We start from the raw sequence: 21,401 nt of genomic DNA, 5'->3' as shown, positions 1-21,401 counted from the left end.
AACCTGCCTCTAGGGCAGGTTTTTTTATGTGCTCAAGCATCGTTTTGTCTATAACTTGTGTTGTATGGTTCAAACTAAATTGATTAAATGGTGTTGAATTTATCATAAAACACATCATTTTGATGTATTCATCAAGCTAAAATAAATAATAAAAACAGTAGTTTGAGTTTGTTATTTTATGATCTTTCCGCTAATGTTTTTATGCGGGTGTTTAAGAGTAAAGTCGTAGTGAATTATAAAATTTTATGGGTATTTGGGGTTTTGGGGAGTGTGTTACAGGGCTGTACTAGTCTGGGAAATATAGCACAAGAACCGTTTACAAATATTGCATCACCACAAGAACTCATTGTAGAACGAAAAATTAATGATACTGACAAAAGTAGCAAAGAATATGTGTACCACAAAGTGGGTGTACAAAATGAAAAAGACATTGAGGTGCTCTATCCACGAACCATGTTCAGTCAGTATTGCCAAGCCCATGGTGGACGTTTTACTCAGACACAAAAAAGTAGTTTTAGCTTAGTGAAAGATCCGTGGGCGAAAAAGTTACTTCGCACTTATAACAGTTTAAAACAGGGAACGGGTACTTTTCGTTGTCAGCTTAAAAATGGTGAACAGTGGCAAGTCAGCGTAGAGGCTTTGTCTGAACGTAAACTACCAAGTTCCAATGATACTCGTGTGGTGAATCTACAAACTAAAGTCTTGGCTGAACACGGACAAGCACCAAGAAATACCACACCTAGTACTGTAACGAAGAAAACAGTGATCAAAGCTCCGCAGACAAAGTCAGAGGTGAAAAAAGAAGAGCCGAAAAAAGAAGTGGAGAGCAAAAAGGAAACTAAAGTCGAAGAACAACCTAAGGTCAGCAAAGCTGTAGAAACACCACAACAGCAACAGACCAAACTGTATGTGGCAGCTCGCCGTGATATTAACAGTGGTCGCAACCAAGTCACTGCTTGTAATAATGCACAACGCGCATATAACTATGGGCGTTTACCAGGTTCAGATGCCTCAAATGTTTATACCGAATCAGGCATATTAGTTGCACGTTGTTTAACCAGCATCCCAAGTTATAGCAGTCGTTTTTCTAACCCTAAAGGGCAGGCAAAGTACGTGTTACAGAACTTAGCCAAAAACCATAACCATACAGGTGCTAAAAATATGCTCAAACAAATGAAGTAATATTTTCGGCTATTTTTGACAGGACTTCATGTGGGCATCTAAACCAAAGGAACTCGATCATGAGTCATGTCACAAACCCAGCCACCTATTTTACTGCGCCTTTGTTGGATCAGACTTTGCAAGAAATAGATGTTGATATTTCTGCTCAACCATATTTTTACAATAATGGTGGGACTCCTGAGTTTTTAGCTGATCTGTCAGATGCTATTGAACTCATTTCTGCATCATCGACCAATGCCAGTATGAGTATGGGGCATGTATATGCTGTGCCTGAAGAGATTGAAACGATCCAAACCGATTGGGGGGAACAAACTCAGCTTGCGTTCGCAGGAACCACCTTTGAGTTTATGCCACTCAAAGCCACGCCTGAAACGGCCGCTGCATTTGGTATGACTTTAGTCAAAGCAGGACAAGCGATTGCAGTTGTCGCAACAGAGCAGATGCTATCTCAAATTGAATATCGTTATGGCATGATGGCAGGTCACTTTTTTCCTTACGATTCATCTCAGGCTAATCTGACCGAGAAAACCTTATATCCTTTTGTCATCACAGACTTGGAACATCATGATTTTCCGCATGTATTTGCTTCGACCGACCCCAATCAATTACCGTTGGTGATTTCAGTAGGGCGCTATTTTCCTAAAGATCGAAAAATTTACTTGGCTGATTTGTGGGTGGAACATGGCGACGCGCTTTATATTCCTGAAATGCCGAAGCAAGTCGCTCCTGAATTTGTTGATTTACATAATAACCGTAATGCTGCTTTAGCGTGTTGGAAAGCCGAAAGTGGTCAATCTATGATACAGATGCATACTCTGCTTGATCCCAAAGGTTACTTCTATTGGTTTTGGAACGCATGCCCGACCATTCATCCACAGCTCGATGCGTTTGAATCTGCTGAGTTGAATATAGAAATCACTTGAATGAAGCGACTTTATCTTTTTGCTTCAATTACGCGGTAATTTTACAGTTCCATAACAGGCTGATTGACGGGCTTTGTGATACAAAGAATGCAATTGTTGATTGGAGTTGAGTTTATGTCACAGCCTGTTTTAAGCATTTTACGTGGTCGGTCTTCTGCTATTTTTCGTCATGCCGTTTTAGCAGCAGCATTGTGTGGTTCAGTCCAAGTTGCAACAGCCAGTACCACAGTCGACCAACTGAGTAATTGTTTGGTGAAGTCAACGACAGCAACAGATAAAACCACCGTGTTACAGTGGACGTTTGCGGCACTGGCTGCACATCCAGATCTGAAGGTGTATAGCAATGTCACCGATGCACAGCGTACACAGTTAGATAAAAACCTCGCACAGGTTTTACAGCGCATTTTGGTGGAGCAATGTTCAGCGCAGACCAAAGCTGTGATACAAGCAGAAGGCATACAAGCGGTTGGAGACAGTTTTCAGGAACTTGGGCAGATTACAGGTGAGGAAATTTTAAAGAATCCTGAAGTGAAAGGGCAGTTGCAAGGTGTACTGCGCTATGTAGATCTGAATAAATTGGTGACGACTTTTTTAACCCCAGAAATTTGGAATAAGTTGGGTGTGACGAGGTAGTTGTATTTTCTAGCAGTGCTTCAAGTTTCTTATTTCTAAGTGAACTTAAAGCACTGCTGTTTCTAAAAATATAAGAATTAAGAATGAGTGTTCAATTGGAAAAAACACCGCATTGAATCGCTTAGTTGTCTCCAATTAAAACGTCATTTTGAGTAGTTGACTTTACTTGAGCTTGAGCCTTATCCACTATCTCAAAAAATTTAGCACTTTCTTCTAAGTTTAAAATTTTATCCAAAAACTGAATACATAAAATAATAGAAAAAATAGTACCTAAACTCCTTACTACAATATGAAAACTCTCTCCAGCATTTGTTCCGTACAGAACGTAGATATAAGCAAGTAACGCAAGGATGATTAAATAATAAAGGTTTTTCCTAAACTTGATTTGATTAATTTTGGGTGAGAAAACTAAGCGTTCTTCATCAACATGAATATATTTATGTCCAAAATGAAAAGCATCTGTCACGTCTTGGAAATTCAGTTTTTTCTGTTCGTGTAACAAGATAAAGTAATCGGCTAATTTTGCACTAATGACTGTTGAACGAGTGAGCGTTTGTGCTGCTTTGTCTTTCAGTAATAAAGAAAGCTCCGATTCAGTTTTTTGATAATAATTGTCTAAATATTCTTTATAAAAATCTAACTCATCTTTGAATTTTTTACGCTTATGTTCATTGATTGCATGAAGTGTTTTAGGAATTGAGAAAATAGCGATAATGAGTGCAATAAGAGCTGCTATAGGATTGATGAATTCCATTTTTATTATTCAAAAATTATGATGTTTTTATTATATAAAAAAGTCTCGATAAATCGAGACTTTTCAATAAATTAAAAGATCAAAAATTCTATTTTTTGATAAAAGTTTTATTTCGCAAAAGGACGATTAAATCGTCACAGTCGCCCCTAAAGCTTGAATAAACTGCGCTATCCAAGCAGGGTGTGCAGGCCAAGCAGGTGCTGTGATCAAGTGCCCATCGGTTACAGCTTCACTCACTTCAATGTCTGCATAAGTCCCGCCTGCTAGTTTCACCTCGGCTGCGCACGCAGGGTAGGCTGAACAAGTACGGCCTTTGAGTACATCGGCTGCTGCAAGAATTTGTGCACCATGACAAACCGCTGCAATTGGTTTTTCTGCAGTATCAAACTCACGTACGATTTCAAGGATACGTTCATTCATACGTAAATATTCGGGCGCACGACCACCGGGAATGACTAAACCGACATAGTCCGCAGTGTGTACCGCTTCAAAGTTGTAGTTGATCGCAAAGTTATGACCGCGTTTTTCACTATAGGTTTGCTCGCCTTCGAAGTCATGAATAGCTGTGGCGATGCTTTCGCCCTCGTTTTTATCGGGGCAGACTGCGTGTACGGTATAACCGAGACCTGTTAAAAACTGAAAAGGCACCATGGTTTCATAGTCTTCAGCATAGTCACCGACGAGCATTAAAATTTGTTTAGACATTTTTAAACCCTTTTTATTGTTTGTGCATATTTATGTTCAATTTTGATCTAAATTAGCACAGTTCAGATGTCATTTTTAAGTCATTCAGTGCTCTTTAGTCGTATAGCTGAGGTCATTTTTATAAAAAAGCTCCAAGTAATTGAGGCGTTATCACTGTCTGTAAAAGCGTGTTGAATCAATCAGTTTATATATTCACTGATATGAAATTTACTATGCTCACATGTTAATAGTCTAATGTGCAGGCTTTGCCGTTATATTCATAACGGTTGACATCATATTTTTGACCATTCCAGCGGTAAACTGCAAAACAAAATCCGGGGCCACCATTTTCAATATCTGGCCAGCCGTCTTTTCCTTTGGTTTTTAGAAAAGTAGGGATGCCCATGTTTTCAAAAATGAGTTTCCATGTTCCCGTTTTTTGCTGAGCAACGATGTGGTAACCAACACCTGTATTGCCATAGCACATGGTGCTGTAGTCTGAAATGACTGCGTCTTTTAGACCGTCAGCATTGAGGTCTTTGTATGTGGTGATTTCACCTGTGTCGCAGCTACCTTCCCAGCCATGTTTTGTTTTTGAAAAGCCTGCGGCTTTAAAGATTTGGCTAGCATCTTTAGCTGGAACATTGGGCTTGGTTTCTGCAAAGATGGTGGTGCTAAGGAAGGCAAGAGTGGAAAGTGTAAGTATGATAGTTTTCATTTTTTGTCCTTTGATTTTTTGAAAGTAGTGGATTTTTTAATTAATAGAATACGCTTAGTGTAGTAGTTTTTTGGGAATTAGATAGGTAGTTTTAGCTATACGAAGCAGAGTTTTGAATTTTTAAATACCTCTCCCTAACCCTCTCCTTAAAAAGGAGAGGGAACATTCATTATTAAATATATGGTGCTATCAAATTTACAATGAAAGCTCCTTCTCCCAGTGGGAGAAGGCGGGGGATGAGGGGGTGGAAGTCACGCATAAAAAATGACTTTGAAAGTTGAATCCGTCCCAAGTCTTCAAGTTTGATGATAGAAGATAATATTTTGATATACATATGATTTTATTGTTATAATTTATCTCGAGATAAGTATAAATTTTATTAAATATGAATACTGAGTTTATTGATGATATTCTGTCTTTGAAGAAATGGGCAATACTTTCACTGGAGTCTAAATTTGAAAAAGACTGGGTTGATCCAAAAGTTTTAGAACATAAATATAATTTTATAAAGAGTGAACTACAAAAATTATTGAATCTAATAGAAAGTAAAAATTATAGTGCTGAAGAAAAAATAGAGTTAATAGAAAATAAAAAAGAATTTAGCTATGGGAAAAATTCCATTTTTAATGAATATTCCTTTTTTATGCGTTTAGTTACTACCTATTATTCGATTATTCAATATAAAGAAAATAGGGAGAAAGCTTTAAAGCTTTTGCATAAAAATTTTATTTTTCCAGATAGAAACAACTTAGCAAAATTTTTATCTAGTTTCTTTTTTCATTTTCTTAATCGAGAAGATTTCTTAGATGAAAGTAAACACAAAATTGGCTTGGAAATTCTGAAAGAAGAATATAGTTACTCATTTAGTGAGTTTCTTAATTTTGATATAAAGCAAGGTGATATTCTTCAAAGTTTATTAGTTTTGAGGGTTCTACAAATTTTGAGATTATTAGGGTTAAGCCCTGATTTTTCTTATGAGAGAAAAGTAGCACATTATACTTCTATTGCTGTTGCCAATGATCTTCTTTTTAAATCTAAAGCAAGATTAAGAATAAATTCGACAGAATTTATGAATGATCGAACAGAAGGGAAGTTATTAGATACATATTTAAATTTAAACCCAAGTATTGATAGTGAAAGTCTTAATTTTTTAACTAGTTATACATTTAATCATAATCATCTTAATCAGTTTAGATTATATGGAAAAACTAATCAAAAAGAGGGGTCTGGTGTAAGCTTGGTTTTAATTACTGATTTATTTGGGTTAGTTAATACATCTCTAGCTGCTCAAATACAGGAATTTATTAGGTTTTCAGAGTTAGAGGAAATAAGATGTAAAGAATTTTTTAGATTCAATAAATTACCAATTTTTAGATGCTGTTATCTAGATCCTAACTCAGATTATCTTGAATTGGCAAAGAGGTCTAAATTAAGTTTCTATAAAGAGTTAACGGCAGATGGGTGGAGTGCTTCTAGTATTGAGCTGGAGTGGAAGAAATATAACAAAACAATTGAAAATAACGAGTTGAACGTGAAGAGGTTGTTACGCGAGTTAAAAGAATATATTAAAGTTATAACTAATAATCAAAGTTCTAAAATGTATAGTCCTATAGGAAGCCTTTTGTCTTTGGTTAGCTTTTTGTTTAAGCATGCGGCATTTAAAGAAGAGGAAGAATGTAGAGTAATTTATTGTACTGATATTAGTGATACCAGGATTAAAAATATCTTCGATATTAATAACTTACTTACATATACATTCGTGAATTATGATATTGAATTAAAGAGTTATTGGAAGAATATTTATATTGGGCCTGCTTCATTTCAGTACTTATCTTATTTTAAAAAAGCTTTATATGATCATAACATGCAAGATGTAAGAGTTAGTCTATCTGATCATCCCCTCCGTAGTTAAAAGAAAACCCGTCCTAAGACGGGTTTCTTTTTCAAAAACAGATCAGATCAACCAATCAATTTCTTCATCAACTCATTCACTTGAGCAGGGTTAGCTTTACCCTTAGATGCTTTCATCACTTGACCCACAAGACCATTGAAAGCTTTCTCTTTACCAGATTTAAACTCTTCAACCATCTTCTCGTTGGCAGCAAGCACGTCTTTGATAATCGCTTCAATCGCACCCGTATCAGTTTCCTGCTTCAAGCCTTTTTCCGCAATAATTTCGTCCGCAGTTTTGCCTTCATCCCACATAAAGCCGAACACCTGCTTCGCAATCTTGCCGCTAATGGTGTTATCCACGATACGCGCAACCATGCCGCCCAGTTTTTCAGCAGAAACAGGAGAGTCTGCGAGTTCTAAGCCTGCTTTATTTAAAGCACCTGAGAATTCGCCCATCACCCAGTTTGCAGACACTTTACCTTGTGCAGCGCCGCCAGCAGCAGCCACAACCACTTCATAAAAGTCAGACATTTCACGGGTCAGCGTCAACACATGCGCATCGTACTCAGTGACACCAAAGTCCGCGACGAAACGCTCACGACGTGCCGCAGGAAGCTCAGGCAATGCAGCACGAGCCGTTTCAATTTGTGCATCTGAAATAATTACAGGCAACAGGTCAGGGTCTGGGAAGTAGCGATAGTCGTTCGCTTCTTCTTTCGAACGCATTGAACGTGTTTCCATCTTCACAGGGTCGAAGAGACGCGTTTCTTGGTCAATCGTACCATCCCATTCCAAAATTTCCATTTGGCGTTCAATTTCAACATTGATCGCTTGCTCAATGAAACGGAATGAGTTGAGGTTTTTCAACTCGCAACGTGTACCGAACGGTTGACCCGGACGACGTAACGACACGTTACAGTCTGCACGGAATGAACCTTCCGCCATGTTACCGTCAGAAATACCCAACCAACGCACTAAAGTGTGAATCGACTTGATATAAGCCACCGCTTCTTCAACCGAACGCATGTCAGGTTCAGACACGATTTCAAGTAAAGGCGTACCTGCACGGTTTAAGTCGATGCCTGACATCCCTTCAAACTGATCATGGATGGATTTACCTGCATCTTCCTCAAGGTGGGCACGCGTGACGCCAATGCGTTTTACCGTACCATCTTCAAGTTGAATGTCGATATGACCCAAGCCTACAATCGGGTTATCCATCTGGCTAATTTGGTAGCCTTTTGGAGAGTCAGGGTAGAAGTAGTTCTTACGTGCAAACACAGATGCTTGGTCAATATAAGCATCAATCCCCAAACCAAAGCGAATGGCTAAATCGACTACTTCTTTATTCAATACAGGCAGTACGCCCGGCATAGCTAAATCGACAAGGCTGGCTTGAGTATTTGGGTCTTGACCAAATTCAGTCGAAGAACCTGAGAAGATTTTAGATTGAGTTGCCAACTGAGTGTGAATCTCGATCCCGATCACGACTTCCCAACCGTCAATTAATAACGACTTTGGTTTAGCAGCATTCTTACCATTGTTTTGGGCCATTATGCATTCTCCTCAGCAATTGCCGCACGTTTCGTATGCCAATCCGTTGCTTGTTGGTACTGATGTACCACAGACAACAGTTGAGATTCTGACCAATAGTTACCAATTAGCTGTAAGCCCACAGGTAAGTTGTCTTTGTCAAAACCAACAGGTGCGTTAATCGCAGGAAGACCTGCAAGGTTAACCGCGATGGTGTAAATGTCGCCCAAGTACATTTCAACTGGAGACAAGTTCGCGCCAATTTTATAAGCCGTAGTTGGTGCAGCAGGTGCAGCAATCACATCCACCGATTCAAACGCTTTTAAGAAGTCTTGTTGAATCAGACGACGGACTTTTTGCGCTTTCACATAGTACGCATCGTAATAACCCGCAGACAATGCATACGTACCAATCAAGATACGACGCTGTACTTCTGCACCAAAACCTTCAGAGCGCGAACGTTTGTATAAGTCCATCAGGTCAACTGGGTTCTCAGCACGGTAGCCATAGCGTACGCCATCGTAACGAGACAAGTTCGATGACGCTTCAGCAGGTGCAATCAAGTAATAGGTTGGAACATAAGCTTCAGTCATGTTGAGATCAATCTCAACCAAGATCGCGCCCATCTCTTCCAGTTTTTTCAATGATTCTTCAACACGTGCTTTCACGTCTGCATCTAAACCAGCGACATTGAAGTATTGCTTTGGAATACCAATGCGTAAACCTTGAATCGCTGTGCCGTTTAAATTCGCCACATAGTCATCAACGTCTTTTTCAACCGATGTTGAGTCTTTCGCGTCATGACCTGCCATCACATTCATGAGGTAGGCACAGTCTTCAGCCGAACGTGCCATTGGCCCGCCCTGATCTAGTGATGATGCATACGCAATCATCCCGAAGCGCGACACACGGCCATAACTTGGTTTAAGACCCGTTAAGCCACAGAATGATGCAGGTTGGCGAATAGAACCACCTGTGTCTGTACCTGTGGCAAATGGAGCAAGGTCCGCTGCAACCGCTGCCGCAGAACCGCCTGAAGAACCACCCGGTACATGACCTAAGTTCCAAGGGTTTGCTGTAGCGCCATAGAATGAGTTCTCAGAGGTTGAACCCATTGCAAATTCGTCCATGTTCACTTTACCTAAAGTGACTAGACCCGCGGCTTTGCCTTTCGCTACAACAGTGGCGTCGTAAGGAGAGATAAAGTTATCCAACATTTTTGAACCCGCAGTGGTTTTAATGCCTTGGGTACAAAAAATGTCTTTGTGTGCAATGGGCACACCTGTCAATGCGGTTGCTGTGCCTGCTTTAATTGCGGCATCGGCAGCATCGGCTTGTGCAAGCGCTTGTTCTGCAGTCACGGTTACATAAGATTTAACTTGTGTATCCAGTTTTGCAATGCGCTTTAAATAATGTTCAGTCAGTTCGCGAGATGAAAATTTAGCCCCAGCTAAACCCTCAGAGAGTTCACGAATCGATAAGCGATGTAAATCTGTCATGAGAAATGTCTTTACGTTAATTTTTACAAAATAATGGTTTAACTGAATAGAAATTATTCAATCACGCGAGGAACAAGGTACAAACCGTCTTGCACTTGCGGTGCAATGGCTTGATATTCATCACGATGATTGGTTTCTGAAACCACATCTTCACGTAAGGGTTGTGGGTGATCAAATGGGCTTTTAAGCGGCTCAACACCATCGGTGTCGATGCCTTTTAAGGTTTCCATCATGCCTAAAATTTTATTTAGACTTTGAGCATATTCAGCAGATTGCGTATCATCTAGCGACAATCGAGCAAGATTGGCGATTGCTGAAACTGTTTGTGCATTTAAATCTGCAGAATGCTGTGCATCCGATGTAGACATAACATCACCTGAGTCAGTATTAAAAAATTTCAAAATATCGTGCGTTATAATAAGCGATTGACTTGTTCAAATCATCACATTTAGTTAAAGTTGCCACCTTGCGTCCACATAAAGTTTAATCGAGAACGTCTCCGTGATTCTAAAAAGACTAATTGGCTTGTTTTCGCCCGATCTAGCCATTGATTTAGGTACAGCAAATACACTTATTTATGCACCAGGACGAGGCATTATATTAAATGAACCGACAGTTGTGGCAATTCGTCACAGTGGTTCACAAAAAATCGTTGCCGCAGTAGGTCTTGATGCAAAGCAAATGCTAGGCCGTACCCCTGCGAATATCTCTGCCATTCGTCCAATGAAGGATGGTGTGATTGCCGATTTTGAAGTGACTGAAACCATGCTGAACCAATTTATTGGTAAAGTACATGAAAAACGTCTGTTCCCACCTGCACCGCGTGTTGTGGTGTGTGTGCCTTGCAAATCAACTTTGGTTGAGCGTCGTGCTATTCGTGAAGCTGTATTTAATGCAGGCGCACGTGATGTTCGTTTGATTGAAGAACCAATGGCCGCTGCAATTGGTGCAGGTATGCCAGTTGAGCAAGCATGTGGCTCGATGGTGGTGGATGTCGGTGGTGGTACAACTGAAATTGCGATCATTTCATTACAAGGTTGTGTCTATGCTGACTCACTACGTATTGGCGGTGATGTATTTGATGAACAAATCATTAACTACGTACGTAAGGCTCATGGTTGTGTGATTGGTGAAACCACTGCAGAAATTATCAAGAAAGAAGTGGGTATGGCTTTACCCGAGCCTGATGCTAAAACGCTTGAGATTGAAGTTCGCGGTCGCAACCTTGCTGAAGGTGTGCCACGTGCCATTAATGTAACTTCGGACGAAATCACGCAAGCGATTTCTGACCCTCTACAAAGTATTGTCTCGGCTGTGAAATCAGCACTTGAGCAAACGCCTCCTGAGCTGTCTTCAGACATCGCTGAGCGCGGTATTGTGTTGACAGGTGGTGGTGCATTACTACGTAACCTCGACAAACTCCTTGCGCAAGAAACGGGCTTACCTGTGGTGGTTGCAGAAGATCCTTTAACGTGTGTCACTCGTGGTGGTGGTAAAGTTTTGGAGTTCTTCGATAATCCAAATCACGACATGTTATTTGTAGGCTAATAAAGGAATCGGCGGGTGCAAACAAATCTGTTTTCCAGACAACCGCCATCTTTTCGCTCATTTATCATTGCAGTGATCACATGTTTGGTTGTGCTGTTTTTTAACTGGCGCATGCCGCATGTGATTCAACCTGCAAGAGATGTCTTGTACGCCGCTTATAATCCAATTTATGCTGTAGCAAGTTATCCCGTGTTATCGCGAGAGTGGCTGAATCAACAAACCAAGTCTGAGGCTCAACTGCGCCGTGAAAATACCGCGATGCAAGCTGAACTGTTACAGGCACAGGTACGTTTACAAAAATTATCTGAACTATCTGCGGAAAATACCCGTTTGCGTGGTTTGTTAGATACCCCGTTAATCATTGATGGTCGTATGGAGATTGCAGAAGTTATTGGAACCGATGCCGATCCACTGCGTCATATTATTGTGATTAACCGTGGTGCCAACAGTCAGTTAAAAGTAGGGCAGACGGTGCTCGATGACAAAGGCATTATGGGGCAGATTATCAATGTCTATCCACATAGTAGCCGTGTGATGTTGCTTTCAGATAAAGAACATTCACTTTCAGTCCGTTTAGAACGCTCGGGTATGCGAGCGATTGTTTCGGGTACGGGAGATTTGGGGCATTTGAAAATGGAATATGTCCCGACCAGTGCCGAAATTAAAGTGGGTGAAAAAGTGTATAGCTCAGGTCTTGGTGAGCATTTCCCAGCGGGTTATTTGGTGGGTACGATTTCAAAAATCAGCCGTCATAATTCAGGCGAGTTTGCTCAAATAGATGTGGTACCTGCCGCACAGCTAGCGGGTGGACATCACGTCGTTGTGTTATTTTCCGATTCTTTAGCGATGGAGCAACCGCATGCCGATCGCTAAACTTCGTGCTGCCAAACAGCGTGATCCACTATTTCCGATCATTTTTTCGGTGATCATTGCTTCGGTGTTGATGGTCTATCCACTGTCTTATACGCTCTCTGGTTGGCGTCCATTGTTTATGATGATGGTCATGCTGTTTTGGGTGCTGTGTCAGCCGACATGGTGTGGAATTTGGTTCGCCTTTGCTGTGGGTATTTTCACCGATTTATTGCTCGATGCACCCTTAGGTTTAAATGCGCTCAGTTTTGTGCTGATTACTTTTGTCTCACGCTTTTTAACCCGAGAACGTCGGATTATGACGTTTGCCAATATCTGGGTGATCACGGCTTTGGCTGTTGTCGCACATTTATTTATGACGTGGATCGCGCAAATTATGATCGGGGCGCAGTTTTCGATTGCCCGTCATTGGCAACCCCTGTTGAGTAGTGTTTTGACCTTTCCCATTTTATATTTCTTCCTAAAAAAATGGCGCATTTAATTTTAGCGTCAAGTTCGCCTCGCCGTCGTGAGTTGCTTGAGCAGCTTGGCCTAGTTTTTGATATTTACAGCCCAGATATTGATGAGTCGATACAAACAGGCGAATTGGTCGCTCATTATGTAGAGCGACTGGCTTGTGCCAAAGCTGAGGCTGTGCAAGTTCGTTATCCAGATGCGATCGTGATCGCTGCGGATACCAGCTTAGGAGTCGATCAAGAGATTTTGGGTAAACCTGAATCGAAACAACATGCTTTTGAAATGTGGGGAAAAATCTCGGGACGTAAGCATGATGTTTATACAGGTGTTTGTGTTCGTACAAATGCACAAATTTCAAGTATAGTAGTTCGTACTGAAGTCGAATTTCAGCACTTAAGCCCTAAAGATATGGAAGCATATTGGGCAACACATGAACCCCTTGGCAAGGCGGGAGCCTATGCCATACAAGGCATTGCAGCACGTTATATTCCACGTATTGAGGGAAGCTATAGCAATGTGGTGGGTTTACCGTTGTATGAAACGGTACAGTTATTACGGGCAGTTAAGGCACTAAATTAACTGTCTCAAAAGATTTTTTATAATGTTTTGAGTTTGTTATGTCTGACGAGTTATTAATTAACGTCACGCCTATGGAATGTCGCGTCGCGTTGATTGAAAACGGCACGGTCAATGAGTTATTTGTTGAGCGTACGGTAAAACGTGGGTTAGTGGGTAATATTTATAAAGGTAAAGTGGTGCGCGTTCTTCCGGGTATGCAAGCTGCTTTTGTCGATATTGGACTGTCACGAACTGCTTTTTTGCATATCAATGATATGGTTTGGCCACGTAATCAGCCGATTCCGAATGTGTTTGAGCTTTTGCAACCGGGACAAATTCTTACTGTTCAAGTCATGAAAGATATGTTGGGAACGAAGGGTGCCCGCCTTTCAACAGATCTCTCTATTCCTTCTCGTTATTTGGTTTTAATGCCTTATGGGAACCATACGGGTGTTTCGCAACGAATAGAATCTGAGGCAGAGCGTGACCGTTTACGCTCTATGATTGAGCGAATTCAAGCAGAACATAAGCTTCCAGGTTCTGTGATTGTTCGTACTGCGGCAGATGGTATTGAAGAAGCGGCCATTGCTCAAGATATGGCTTATTTGGCAAAGCTATGGGAGTTTATCCAGCGCAAGCAGATTAGTATTGCGGTGCCATCGTTAATTTTTGAAGAGCTACCTTTACCGCAGCGGATTATCCGAGATCTTGCAAGCGAAAAAACCGCTAAAATTTCAGTCGACTCACGTGAAATTCACGGCAAGCTCAAAGAGTTTGTTGAAGAATTTGTGCCGAATATTAAAGAGCGTTTGATTCACTATCCGGGTGAGCGTCCAATCTTCGATTTATATAATGTAGAAGAAGATATTCAAAAAGCTCTGCAAACGCGTGTTGCGCTGAAGTCAGGTGGTTATTTGATGATTGACCAGACCGAGGCCATGACCACGATTGACGTCAATACGGGCTCCTATGTGGGTGGTCGCTCTTTAGAAGACACTGTGTTTAAAACCAATATGGAAGCGACACAGGTGATTGCTCGTCAGCTGAGACTGCGCAATTTAGGCGGTATTATTATTATCGACTTTATTGACATGCAAGAGCAGGAGCATCGTACTGAAGTGATGACTCAGTTTGAGCGGATGCTTGAGCAAGATCATGCCAAAACCAAAATCACGCAGGTATCAGAGCTGGGTCTAGTGGAAATGACACGTAAGCGAACACGTGAATCATTAGAACACTTATTATGTGAATCTTGCCCGACCTGTCAGGGGCGTGGTTATGTGAAAACAGCAGAGTCGGTATGTTACGAAATCTTTCGAGAAATCATGCGTTATACACGCGCCTATCAGTCTCAGACTGGCTTTACTGTCGTTGCTCATCCATCCGTGATTGACCGCTTGTTAACCGCAGAAGCGCCAGCAGTCGCGGATCTGGAGCATTTTATTGGTCGTGTGATTAAATTTCAGGTTGAAAATTTATATACGCAAGAGCAATACGATATCATTCTGAGCTGAAATTGTAACAATATATGGTTAAATAGTTGTTACAACTGAAATTTTACTTTCGACTGTAGATTTTGAATACTAGGAACACGGAAATAGCCAAAGCTTATTCTCCCAAATAGGTTTAGCAAATGAGGTGTGATATGGGTGTTAGAGAAGCAATTATTCAACCTAGTTTGAAACATTTATTGGATACGAAAGTGACGCATAATGCATATATTTTGGACGAGCAAGGTAAGGAAGTACAAATTACCACTGCCATGATTCGAACTGCATGTCATCAACTATTAAAACAATGTCGTAGCATTAAAAACTAAGGGGCTTATCGAAGCCCCTTAGTTTTATGTCATTTATTCAGTTTCTGATGGGTTCTGCGGTATCAACTGACCGCTTGTAACTTTGGGTTTTCAACCCCCACAATCGCTTCGAAACGTTGGATTTCTTCTTCCAAGTGAGTCAATAAGTTTTGCATTTTCGGCAAAGCATTGCGACACGCGGTCAAACCGACCTCAAGTTTATCTAAATAACTAGTCATGGTGATATTGAGTGCCTGACCATCTAAAATGATCGAAGCAGGGTACAATGCATCGAGACGTGCTCCGTTCCAGTACAGTGGCTCACGTGGTCCTGGTACATTCGAGATCACCAAATTAAAGGCTTGGCGTTTAGGCAATAGGCCTGAGGCTATATTCAGACCTGCCGCACTATATACAAATGCACTATAGTTCAAAATTTGATTTGAGTTCATACGTTTGAACTTTTCTTTTGCATTTTGTACGCTACGACGGACGATGTTTAAGCGTTCTAATGGATCTTCTTTATGTGTGCCTAAGTTTGCCAAGATCATCGTAATACGATTTGACATAGATGAATCATCATCACGTACAGATGCAGGAACCATTGCAATCAGTGGTTTTTTAGGTAACGCATCTTGCGATAATAAATATTCACGCAGTGCACCTGAACAAACAGCCAGTACGATGTCATTAATTGTGACACCTAGACTTTTAGAGATATGGCGTAAACGGTCAAATTCAAAAGACTGTGCTGCAAAGCGACGTGAAGAGCTGACGCGTTGGTTTAAAATGGAGCTTGGCGCTTGGAAACTTGAAACGTAATCGGGATTACGCCCCATATCTTTCATCACTGTTTGAGACAGTTCATACATGACACGTGGGGTAGATTCAAGCTGTCCAACCACACCATTCATAATCTTTTTAAAGCGACTCGCTTTATCCTCTTTCAAGCGTTTAGCGCGTGGTCCTTCAACACACCAAGGCGGTACGATGCTTTTGATGTTTGGATCATGTGATAAGGATTTCTCAACCAACCGCATACCTGCAATTCCATCCACCATTGCATGGTGAATTTTGAAATACATGGCAAAACGGTTACCCTCAATTCCTTCAATGATATGGCAGGTCCATAATGGTTTTGCACGGTCGATCAAACTGCTGTGTTCTTGTGAAATATAAGTCAGGAGTTCGCGGATACGACCAGGTTTGGGAAGTGCAATATGGCGAAAATGATGGTCAAGATCAAATTCTTCATCTTCATCCCAAAATAGGCCATTCAGTTTATTGTTAAACGGGGGGATAGGAATAGATTTTGAATTACGAATATCCGCTACTAAATTTTGAATGAAGCTGGCTGGTGCATTTTCGGGAATTTGGAATAAGAATAATCCACCGACATGCATGGGTTGCTGGCGCTTTTCAAGTGATAAAAAAATAAAGTCAATCGGATGTAATGGACGCATAGTCTAGATTGCCTCACTGCAATATATGACGGCTCTTATCTGAGCAATCTTGTTAGAATTATATAACTTAAGGTTAGTATATCGACTTTTTATAAGAATAGGAGCGCTTTGTGTGTATCTATTAGTTGCGAAAAACCACTGCTGAGCAGTGGTTTTAGTCTTTACTTTTTCAAATTACCTGCATGCAAGCCACATTCTTTGTGCGTAGCTTCTTCCCACCACCAGCGACCTTCACGCTCATGCTGGTTTGGTAGCACTGGTCGTGTACAAGGCTCACAACCGATAGAAATAAAGCCGCGTTCATGTAAAGGGTTATAGGGGACTTCCATCATGCGGATATAGCTCCAGACATCAGCACTACTCCAGTTGGCAAGGGGATTATATTTAATCAGTTGCTTGCCTTCACCTGAGAAACCGATATCGGCCTGTACGACAGGGATTTCAGTTCGTGTACCTGGACTTTGATCCTTACGTTGCCCCGTAATCCAGCCATCTAAAGTGGCTAATTTTTTACGTAATGGCTGAACTTTTCGAATACCGCAACATTCTTTATGGTCATCTTGGTAAAAGCTGAATAACCCTTTTTCATTGACCAGTTGTTGAACTGCATTGGCTTCTGGGAAACAAATTTCGATATTGATGTTGTAATGTTTGCGCACAGTTTCAATAAACTGATAGGTTTCTGCGTGTAAACGTCCTGTATCTAAACTAAAGACACGGAAAGGTTTACCTAAGTTGGCCGCCATATCAATCAGTACGACATCTTCTGCACCAGAAAATGAAATGGCGATTTCACCGTTTTGATTCAGTGCGAGTGCTAAAATTTCACTTGGCGATTTGTCTGCGTATTCAGCAGCAAGAGCATCGACAAGGTCAATGGTTGGAATGGTTGTCATGAGTATCCTGGCAATAGGCTTGGAATCTAACAAGACCTATATTACGTTATTTGCTAAGTATTTTAATAGAGTTGAATTAGGCTACTTATCACTAAAAAATCAATGCTTATGAAAAAAATAGATTTAAAAAACAACAATGCATTAGACAAATATTAAGCTATGATAGGGCAAATTTTTCCACGTAAATAAAAGGGAGTCTTCATGGAAGTTGTTTGTCTTGATCTAGAAGGGGTATTGGTTCCAGAGATTTGGATTAACTTTGCTAAAAAAACAGGCATTAAGGCGCTTGAAGCAACCACGCGTGATATTCCTGATTATGATGTGCTCATGACCCAGCGCTTAAATATATTAAAAGAACATGGTTTAGGCCTCAATGATATTCAAGAAGTGATTGCCGAAATGGGGCCATTTCCAGGTGCGAAAGAATTTGTTGAATGGTTACGCACACACTTTCAGTTGATTATTTTATCAGACACTTTCTATGAGTTTGCACATCCTTTAATGAAGCAATTAGGTTGGCCGACCATTTTTTGTCATAAGTTAGAAACTGACGAAAAGGGAATGATTACAGCGTATAAGTTACGTCAACCTGACCAAAAACGTGAGGCAGTCAAGGCGTTACATGGTTTGAATTTCCGTGTGATTGCCGCAGGTGATTCTTATAATGACACTACTATGCTCGGTGAAGCGGACAAAGGGTTTTTATTTGATGCGCCAGAAAATGTAATCAAAGAGTTCCCTCAGTTTCCACCAATTCATGGTTATGATGCTTTAAAAGAAGCGATTCGTAATGCTTCAGTGCGCGATATTCCAGCTTAATGTATTGATTTTAAAAAACAATGAAAAATGGCGCTATTAGCGCCATTTTTCATTGAATTTCAATGTTAGTAACATTAGTCAATTAAAAGCGATAGCCAATTTTCATACCATATGCAAGGGCACTATTATCTTCAAAGTTACCAACAACATTCCCACCTGTTTGTGCATCTGCATCACCTAACCATAGGTAACGTACGCCAGCAGCAATGAAATAGCTTTGTGCAGGATTATATTGAGCTCCTAAACCCACACTCCAGTTTCCTTCAACAGGACCTAGTGTAGTTACGGGGTTTCCAGCGCCTGAATCATAACCTACAGAAGCTGAACCAGCCCATTTATCATTAAACTTATGAGAAAGACCTGTTGTAATAGACCACTGATCATCTGAATAGTCGATTAGATTTTGTGCTTTACCTCTTGCAGCTTGTGTTGCAGCAGCTAAATATGTTGGCTTAACTGCAAATTGATCCCAATGTACCCAGCGAATATTTGCAAAAGCTAAGGTATCTTTAGCGACACCTGATTGCAAATCAATGTTTACAGACTGAGGTGTAACAACTTCTGTGTTTGAGTTGGGACGAACAACAGCACCTAGGGCAAATGTTTCTGAAGTATCAAGTTCATGTTTAATTTCAGAGCGATAAGTGATAGCAGCTCTAAGTGCAATTTCAGGAATAGAGTATGCGGCACCTGCAATCCAACCGAAAGCATCATCTTCTTTGAGATCTATGTCGTAGCCACCTAATAGACGAGTACCACCGTATGCGGCGCCACGTAATGAAACTTTTCCTTCAACTGTTTGATATACGGGGCCTGCATAAAAATTCCAGTTTTGGTTGGGTTGGTAACCAATCAGCGCAGTTAGATTATGAGTATCAACTTCAACAGAAGTTCCTTCCGTACCATTACCAAATGTACCTGCTGTTGATGAGTAGGTTGCATCAGCACCGAAAGGCTGATCATATAATAATCCTAGTGAAATATTATCGGTTGGCTGTATTTTAATCGCTGCAGAAGGGAAGTAGTAATCACCTCCCATATCACTGATTTTTTCATCTTTAACAACTGTAGAGGTACCTTCTACAGTTGGATCAATTACTGTAAAACCAGCTTCAGCATAGTTGCCCGATTGAAAAAAAGCAGACATTGATTGCCCAGATCGATCTAGACCGCCAGCTATGACAGAAGTTGTTGGGATTAAGCTGAGCAAAATAGCCGAGCGAAGAGCTGTAAGCTTCATAGGGAACATTCCTTGTTGTAGCTTTATGTAAGTGATTGGCACGAAAAGTAACATAAATACAAAAAGAGTAAATGCTCAACTACGGTTGTAAAATGAACTGAAAAGTTAAAAAATATACTTGTGTAGAGTAAAAACACTAAAAAAAAATATTAATTTTATGATTTATATGGATTTATTTTTAGATGCTGAGTGGCTGATTGAATATTATGCAAAATGTTTAAGTGTTTGTTTATTGCTCAAATGAATCACAAGTGTATAAAAAAGAGCGTAGGTGTCATTGTTGAAAATGAAAAAACCATCTTTGCAGATGGTTTTTTCAGTATTAGTAATTAGAACTTGTAACCGATTTTTAAGCCATAAGCTAAAGCATCATTGTCATTAAATTCTGCAACATAAGTATCTGATCCAAAGTTAGATGCGACTTGCGCTTTTGCATCGCCTAACCAGAAGTATTTAACACCACCAGCGATAAAGGTTGCAGGTGTTGGACTATATTGAAGTCCTAAGCCAACATTCCAGTAACCTTCAGTTGGGCCAAGCGTTGATATAGGATTACCTGCACCAGAATCCCAACCTACTGAGACATTACCTGCCCATAGATCATTAAATTTACGGCCTACACCTACGTTTGCTGACCATTGGTCATCAGTATAACCAACAATATCAAAGCCATTTGGGTTGTCTGGAGTCTGGCCTAGCGCACCTAGAGTATCTGCAACAGTTCCGAATTGTTTTAGGTCAATAGAAAAGTCTTTCCAATTCACCCAACGTACATTTGCAAAGGCAACTGTATTTGCCATGATCCCTGTTTGGAAATCAAGGTTAACAGATTGGGGAGTTGTAATATTTGCATCTGTTGCTACATCGTAAACAGGGCTACTGCCAACAAATGCTAATACGTTACTTTGACCATATTCGCGAGCAGATGCTTTGTGGTCAATTTCAGAGCGATAAGTGATAGATGTTTTTAAAGCAATTTCAGGAATTTGATAAGCAAAGCCAGCTAACCAGCCAACTGCACCATCTTCATCTAAATCAGCATTATATAAGCCAAGGCCGTTAGCTGAACCATATGCCGCACCACGTAATTGAACATTACCTTTAATTGTTTGATAAACAGGACCAGCATAAATGTTGAAATTTTCATTTGGCTGGAAACCAAAAATCATAGACAAACTTTGAGTGTCAACTTCTACTTCAGTTGCTTCACCGTTTAAGTGGAACAAACCTGTATTGAGACCAACAAGTGGGTCACTTGTTGAGTATGCAGCATCAGCACCAAATGGTTGGTCATAGATCAAACCAAATGAGAAGTGGTCTGTTACTTGTAATTTAAGAGCAGCTGAGGGGAAGTAGTAATCATCTCCCACGTCAGAAAGATTGCCGCCACCAGCAGTTGAAATAGCCTTCCCAGATACATCTGGATCTAATACAGAAATACCTGCTTCAAAGTAGTTGCCTGGTTGTAAGAATGCTGAGATAGACTGACCTGAACGATCGAGTGCAGCGGCAAATGCCCCCGTCATTGGTACAGTTGCTAAAATCATTGCTGTCGTTAATGTCTTTAATTTCATTCTACGTCTTTCCTTGAGGTGCAAATGTTTGTTGCTCATTTTGTGTTTATGCTTTTTGGCTTTTGGAGAAATCGTTTTACCGAAATCATTTGTTACTCCATGTCACAAAAATAGCACAATTAAAATAAGAGTAAATGCTCTAGGACTAACTCGGCAGTTCAAAAAATAGTCTAAATAGAGTTTTTATACTAAAAAAAAGCCTTTTTAAGCATTAAATCTTTGAAAAATATAAGTATATAATTTGAAATATAAAATTTTCTTTTGGTTAAAAAATAAGCACAAAAATAAGAAATAAATAAGCTTCGTGGCGTCAAATACAGATTTTTATTTGATGTTTATGTGCTTCACCTAAAAATTATT

The 21,401-nt window shown here is 40.4% G+C and carries 21 protein-coding genes; 11 read left to right on the top strand and 10 right to left on the bottom strand.

The features are described from left to right. Positions 1-126 precede the first annotated feature (126 nt). The 3 genes from DPG01_RS09850 (at position 127) to DPG01_RS09840 (ending at position 2,738) form a co-directional block, all read left to right on the top strand. Complete coding sequence (locus DPG01_RS09850) at positions 127-1,182, top strand: hypothetical protein (RefSeq protein ID WP_110974965.1); 1,056 nt, start codon at positions 127-129, stop codon at positions 1,180-1,182. A 59-nt stretch (positions 1,183-1,241) separates the two neighbouring features. Beyond that, positions 1,242-2,105, top strand: a complete 864-nt coding sequence (locus DPG01_RS09845) for a hypothetical protein (protein ID WP_110974964.1) — start codon at positions 1,242-1,244, stop codon at positions 2,103-2,105. A gap of 114 nt (positions 2,106-2,219) precedes the next feature. Next, positions 2,220-2,738, top strand: coding sequence for a hypothetical protein (locus tag DPG01_RS09840; RefSeq protein ID WP_110974963.1), 519 nt, complete (start codon positions 2,220-2,222; stop codon positions 2,736-2,738). A 121-nt stretch (positions 2,739-2,859) separates the two neighbouring features. On the opposite strand, the gene DPG01_RS09835 is transcribed toward DPG01_RS09840, so the two are convergent. The 3 genes from DPG01_RS09835 to DPG01_RS09825 all read right to left on the bottom strand — a co-directional run bounded on the left by DPG01_RS09835 (position 2,860) and on the right by DPG01_RS09825 (position 4,894). Next, positions 2,860-3,492, bottom strand: a complete 633-nt coding sequence (locus DPG01_RS09835) for a hypothetical protein (RefSeq protein ID WP_110974962.1) — start codon at positions 3,490-3,492, stop codon at positions 2,860-2,862. Between the two features lie 126 nt (positions 3,493-3,618). Continuing rightward, positions 3,619-4,197: a DJ-1/PfpI family protein gene (locus tag DPG01_RS09830; protein WP_110974961.1), complete on the bottom strand. Its 579-nt coding sequence runs from the start codon at positions 4,195-4,197 to the stop codon at positions 3,619-3,621. 223 nt (positions 4,198-4,420) lie between these two features. Continuing rightward, on the bottom strand, positions 4,421-4,894 hold the full coding sequence (locus DPG01_RS09825) for a hypothetical protein (protein ID WP_110974960.1): 474 nt from the start codon (positions 4,892-4,894) through the stop codon (positions 4,421-4,423). Positions 4,895-5,279: 385 nt separating this feature from the next. Between DPG01_RS09825 and DPG01_RS09820 the strand changes: the two genes are divergently transcribed. After that, positions 5,280-6,806, top strand: coding sequence for a hypothetical protein (locus DPG01_RS09820; protein ID WP_110974959.1), 1,527 nt, complete (start codon positions 5,280-5,282; stop codon positions 6,804-6,806). A gap of 47 nt (positions 6,807-6,853) precedes the next feature. On the opposite strand, the gene gatB is transcribed toward DPG01_RS09820, so the two are convergent. From gatB to gatC, 3 genes are read right to left on the bottom strand one after another with little or no spacing between them, the layout of a single operon-like run. Next, positions 6,854-8,341 carry an Asp-tRNA(Asn)/Glu-tRNA(Gln) amidotransferase subunit GatB gene (gene gatB, locus DPG01_RS09815; protein WP_110974958.1) on the bottom strand — a complete coding sequence of 496 codons (1,488 nt, stop codon included), beginning with the start codon at positions 8,339-8,341 and terminating at the stop codon, positions 6,854-6,856. Further along, complete coding sequence (gene gatA, locus DPG01_RS09810) at positions 8,341-9,819, bottom strand: Asp-tRNA(Asn)/Glu-tRNA(Gln) amidotransferase subunit GatA (RefSeq protein ID WP_110974957.1); 1,479 nt, start codon at positions 9,817-9,819, stop codon at positions 8,341-8,343. Before gatA ends, gatB begins: the two co-directional genes overlap by 1 nt. A 53-nt stretch (positions 9,820-9,872) precedes the next feature. Continuing rightward, positions 9,873-10,187, bottom strand: a complete 315-nt coding sequence (gatC, locus tag DPG01_RS09805; RefSeq protein ID WP_004694671.1) for an Asp-tRNA(Asn)/Glu-tRNA(Gln) amidotransferase subunit GatC — start codon at positions 10,185-10,187, stop codon at positions 9,873-9,875. A 133-nt stretch (positions 10,188-10,320) separates the two neighbouring features. Between gatC and DPG01_RS09800 the strand changes: the two genes are divergently transcribed. The 6 genes from DPG01_RS09800 (at position 10,321) to DPG01_RS18775 (ending at position 15,070) form a co-directional block, all read left to right on the top strand. Further along, the gene (locus DPG01_RS09800; RefSeq protein WP_086208608.1) at positions 10,321-11,367 is read left to right on the top strand and encodes a rod shape-determining protein; all 1,047 of its coding nucleotides are present in this window, start codon (positions 10,321-10,323) and stop codon (positions 11,365-11,367) included. Positions 11,368-11,382: 15 nt separating this feature from the next. Beyond that, positions 11,383-12,240, top strand: a complete 858-nt coding sequence (gene mreC / locus DPG01_RS09795) for a rod shape-determining protein MreC (RefSeq protein WP_086208607.1) — start codon at positions 11,383-11,385, stop codon at positions 12,238-12,240. Further along, a complete protein-coding gene (gene mreD / locus DPG01_RS09790; RefSeq protein ID WP_086208606.1) occupies positions 12,227-12,718 on the top strand; it encodes a rod shape-determining protein MreD in 492 nt (163 codons plus the stop codon). Before mreC ends, mreD begins: the two co-directional genes overlap by 14 nt. After that, positions 12,706-13,272: a Maf family nucleotide pyrophosphatase gene (locus DPG01_RS09785; protein ID WP_110974956.1), complete on the top strand. Its 567-nt coding sequence runs from the start codon at positions 12,706-12,708 to the stop codon at positions 13,270-13,272. The genes mreD and DPG01_RS09785 overlap by 13 nt, the downstream gene beginning before the upstream one ends. Before the next feature lie 38 nt (positions 13,273-13,310). After that, positions 13,311-14,765 (top strand): ribonuclease G, encoded by a 1,455-nt coding sequence (gene rng / locus DPG01_RS09780; RefSeq protein ID WP_086208604.1) that lies wholly within the window; start codon positions 13,311-13,313, stop codon positions 14,763-14,765. A gap of 131 nt (positions 14,766-14,896) precedes the next feature. Further along, complete coding sequence (locus DPG01_RS18775) at positions 14,897-15,070, top strand: PA1571 family protein (RefSeq protein WP_086208603.1); 174 nt, start codon at positions 14,897-14,899, stop codon at positions 15,068-15,070. Positions 15,071-15,132: 62 nt separating this feature from the next. On the opposite strand, the gene DPG01_RS09775 is transcribed toward DPG01_RS18775, so the two are convergent. Together DPG01_RS09775 and DPG01_RS09770 are read right to left on the bottom strand one after the other, a co-directional pair. Next, a complete protein-coding gene (locus tag DPG01_RS09775) occupies positions 15,133-16,512 on the bottom strand; it encodes a WS/DGAT/MGAT family O-acyltransferase (protein ID WP_086208602.1) in 1,380 nt (459 codons plus the stop codon). Positions 16,513-16,673: 161 nt separating this feature from the next. Further along, complete coding sequence (locus DPG01_RS09770) at positions 16,674-17,408, bottom strand: phosphoadenylyl-sulfate reductase (RefSeq protein WP_110974955.1); 735 nt, start codon at positions 17,406-17,408, stop codon at positions 16,674-16,676. Positions 17,409-17,609: 201 nt separating this feature from the next. On the opposite strand from DPG01_RS09770, the gene thrH reads away from it, so the two are divergent. Next, positions 17,610-18,227 (top strand): bifunctional phosphoserine phosphatase/homoserine phosphotransferase ThrH, encoded by a 618-nt coding sequence (thrH, locus tag DPG01_RS09765; protein WP_058869095.1) that lies wholly within the window; start codon positions 17,610-17,612, stop codon positions 18,225-18,227. 82 nt (positions 18,228-18,309) lie between these two features. Here thrH and DPG01_RS09760 read toward each other — a convergent pair whose 3' ends face one another. Beyond that, positions 18,310-19,467: an OmpP1/FadL family transporter gene (locus DPG01_RS09760; protein WP_110974954.1), complete on the bottom strand. Its 1,158-nt coding sequence runs from the start codon at positions 19,465-19,467 to the stop codon at positions 18,310-18,312. 329 nt (positions 19,468-19,796) lie between these two features. Next, complete coding sequence (locus tag DPG01_RS09755; RefSeq protein ID WP_110974953.1) at positions 19,797-21,041, bottom strand: OmpP1/FadL family transporter; 1,245 nt, start codon at positions 21,039-21,041, stop codon at positions 19,797-19,799. Positions 21,042-21,401 lie beyond the last annotated feature (360 nt).

Origin of the sequence: Acinetobacter sp. WCHAc060042, from assembly GCF_003231195.1 — a bacterium.
Lineage (GTDB): Bacteria > Pseudomonadota > Gammaproteobacteria > Pseudomonadales > Moraxellaceae > Acinetobacter.
This window is presented reverse-complemented; position numbering and strand designations above follow the sequence as displayed.

Bases quoted from the DNA above. Each gene is read 5' to 3' on its own strand.
- DPG01_RS09775 (WP_086208602.1), bottom strand. From the start codon at position 16,512: ATGCGTCCATTACATCCGATTGACTTTATTTTTTTATCACTTGAAAAG.
- DPG01_RS09760 (WP_110974954.1), bottom strand. From the start codon at position 19,467: ATGAAGCTTACAGCTCTTCGCTCGGCTATTTTGCTCAGCTTAATCCCA.
- DPG01_RS09770 (WP_110974955.1), bottom strand. From the start codon at position 17,408: ATGACAACCATTCCAACCATTGACCTTGTCGATGCTCTTGCTGCTGAA.
- DPG01_RS09820 (WP_110974959.1), top strand. From the start codon at position 5,280: ATGAATACTGAGTTTATTGATGATATTCTGTCTTTGAAGAAATGGGCA.
- DPG01_RS09785 (WP_110974956.1), top strand. From the start codon at position 12,706: ATGGCGCATTTAATTTTAGCGTCAAGTTCGCCTCGCCGTCGTGAGTTG.
- DPG01_RS09830 (WP_110974961.1), bottom strand. From the start codon at position 4,197: ATGTCTAAACAAATTTTAATGCTCGTCGGTGACTATGCTGAAGACTAT.
- gatC (WP_004694671.1), bottom strand. From the start codon at position 10,187: ATGTCTACATCGGATGCACAGCATTCTGCAGATTTAAATGCACAAACA.
- DPG01_RS09835 (WP_110974962.1), bottom strand. From the start codon at position 3,492: ATGGAATTCATCAATCCTATAGCAGCTCTTATTGCACTCATTATCGCT.
- DPG01_RS18775 (WP_086208603.1), top strand. From the start codon at position 14,897: ATGGGTGTTAGAGAAGCAATTATTCAACCTAGTTTGAAACATTTATTG.
- gatA (WP_110974957.1), bottom strand. From the start codon at position 9,819: ATGACAGATTTACATCGCTTATCGATTCGTGAACTCTCTGAGGGTTTA.
- DPG01_RS09755 (WP_110974953.1), bottom strand. From the start codon at position 21,041: ATGAAATTAAAGACATTAACGACAGCAATGATTTTAGCAACTGTACCA.
- DPG01_RS09825 (WP_110974960.1), bottom strand. From the start codon at position 4,894: ATGAAAACTATCATACTTACACTTTCCACTCTTGCCTTCCTTAGCACC.
- mreD (WP_086208606.1), top strand. From the start codon at position 12,227: ATGCCGATCGCTAAACTTCGTGCTGCCAAACAGCGTGATCCACTATTT.
- gatB (WP_110974958.1), bottom strand. From the start codon at position 8,341: ATGGCCCAAAACAATGGTAAGAATGCTGCTAAACCAAAGTCGTTATTA.
- DPG01_RS09840 (WP_110974963.1), top strand. From the start codon at position 2,220: ATGTCACAGCCTGTTTTAAGCATTTTACGTGGTCGGTCTTCTGCTATT.
- thrH (WP_058869095.1), top strand. From the start codon at position 17,610: ATGGAAGTTGTTTGTCTTGATCTAGAAGGGGTATTGGTTCCAGAGATT.
- rng (WP_086208604.1), top strand. From the start codon at position 13,311: ATGTCTGACGAGTTATTAATTAACGTCACGCCTATGGAATGTCGCGTC.
- DPG01_RS09845 (WP_110974964.1), top strand. From the start codon at position 1,242: ATGAGTCATGTCACAAACCCAGCCACCTATTTTACTGCGCCTTTGTTG.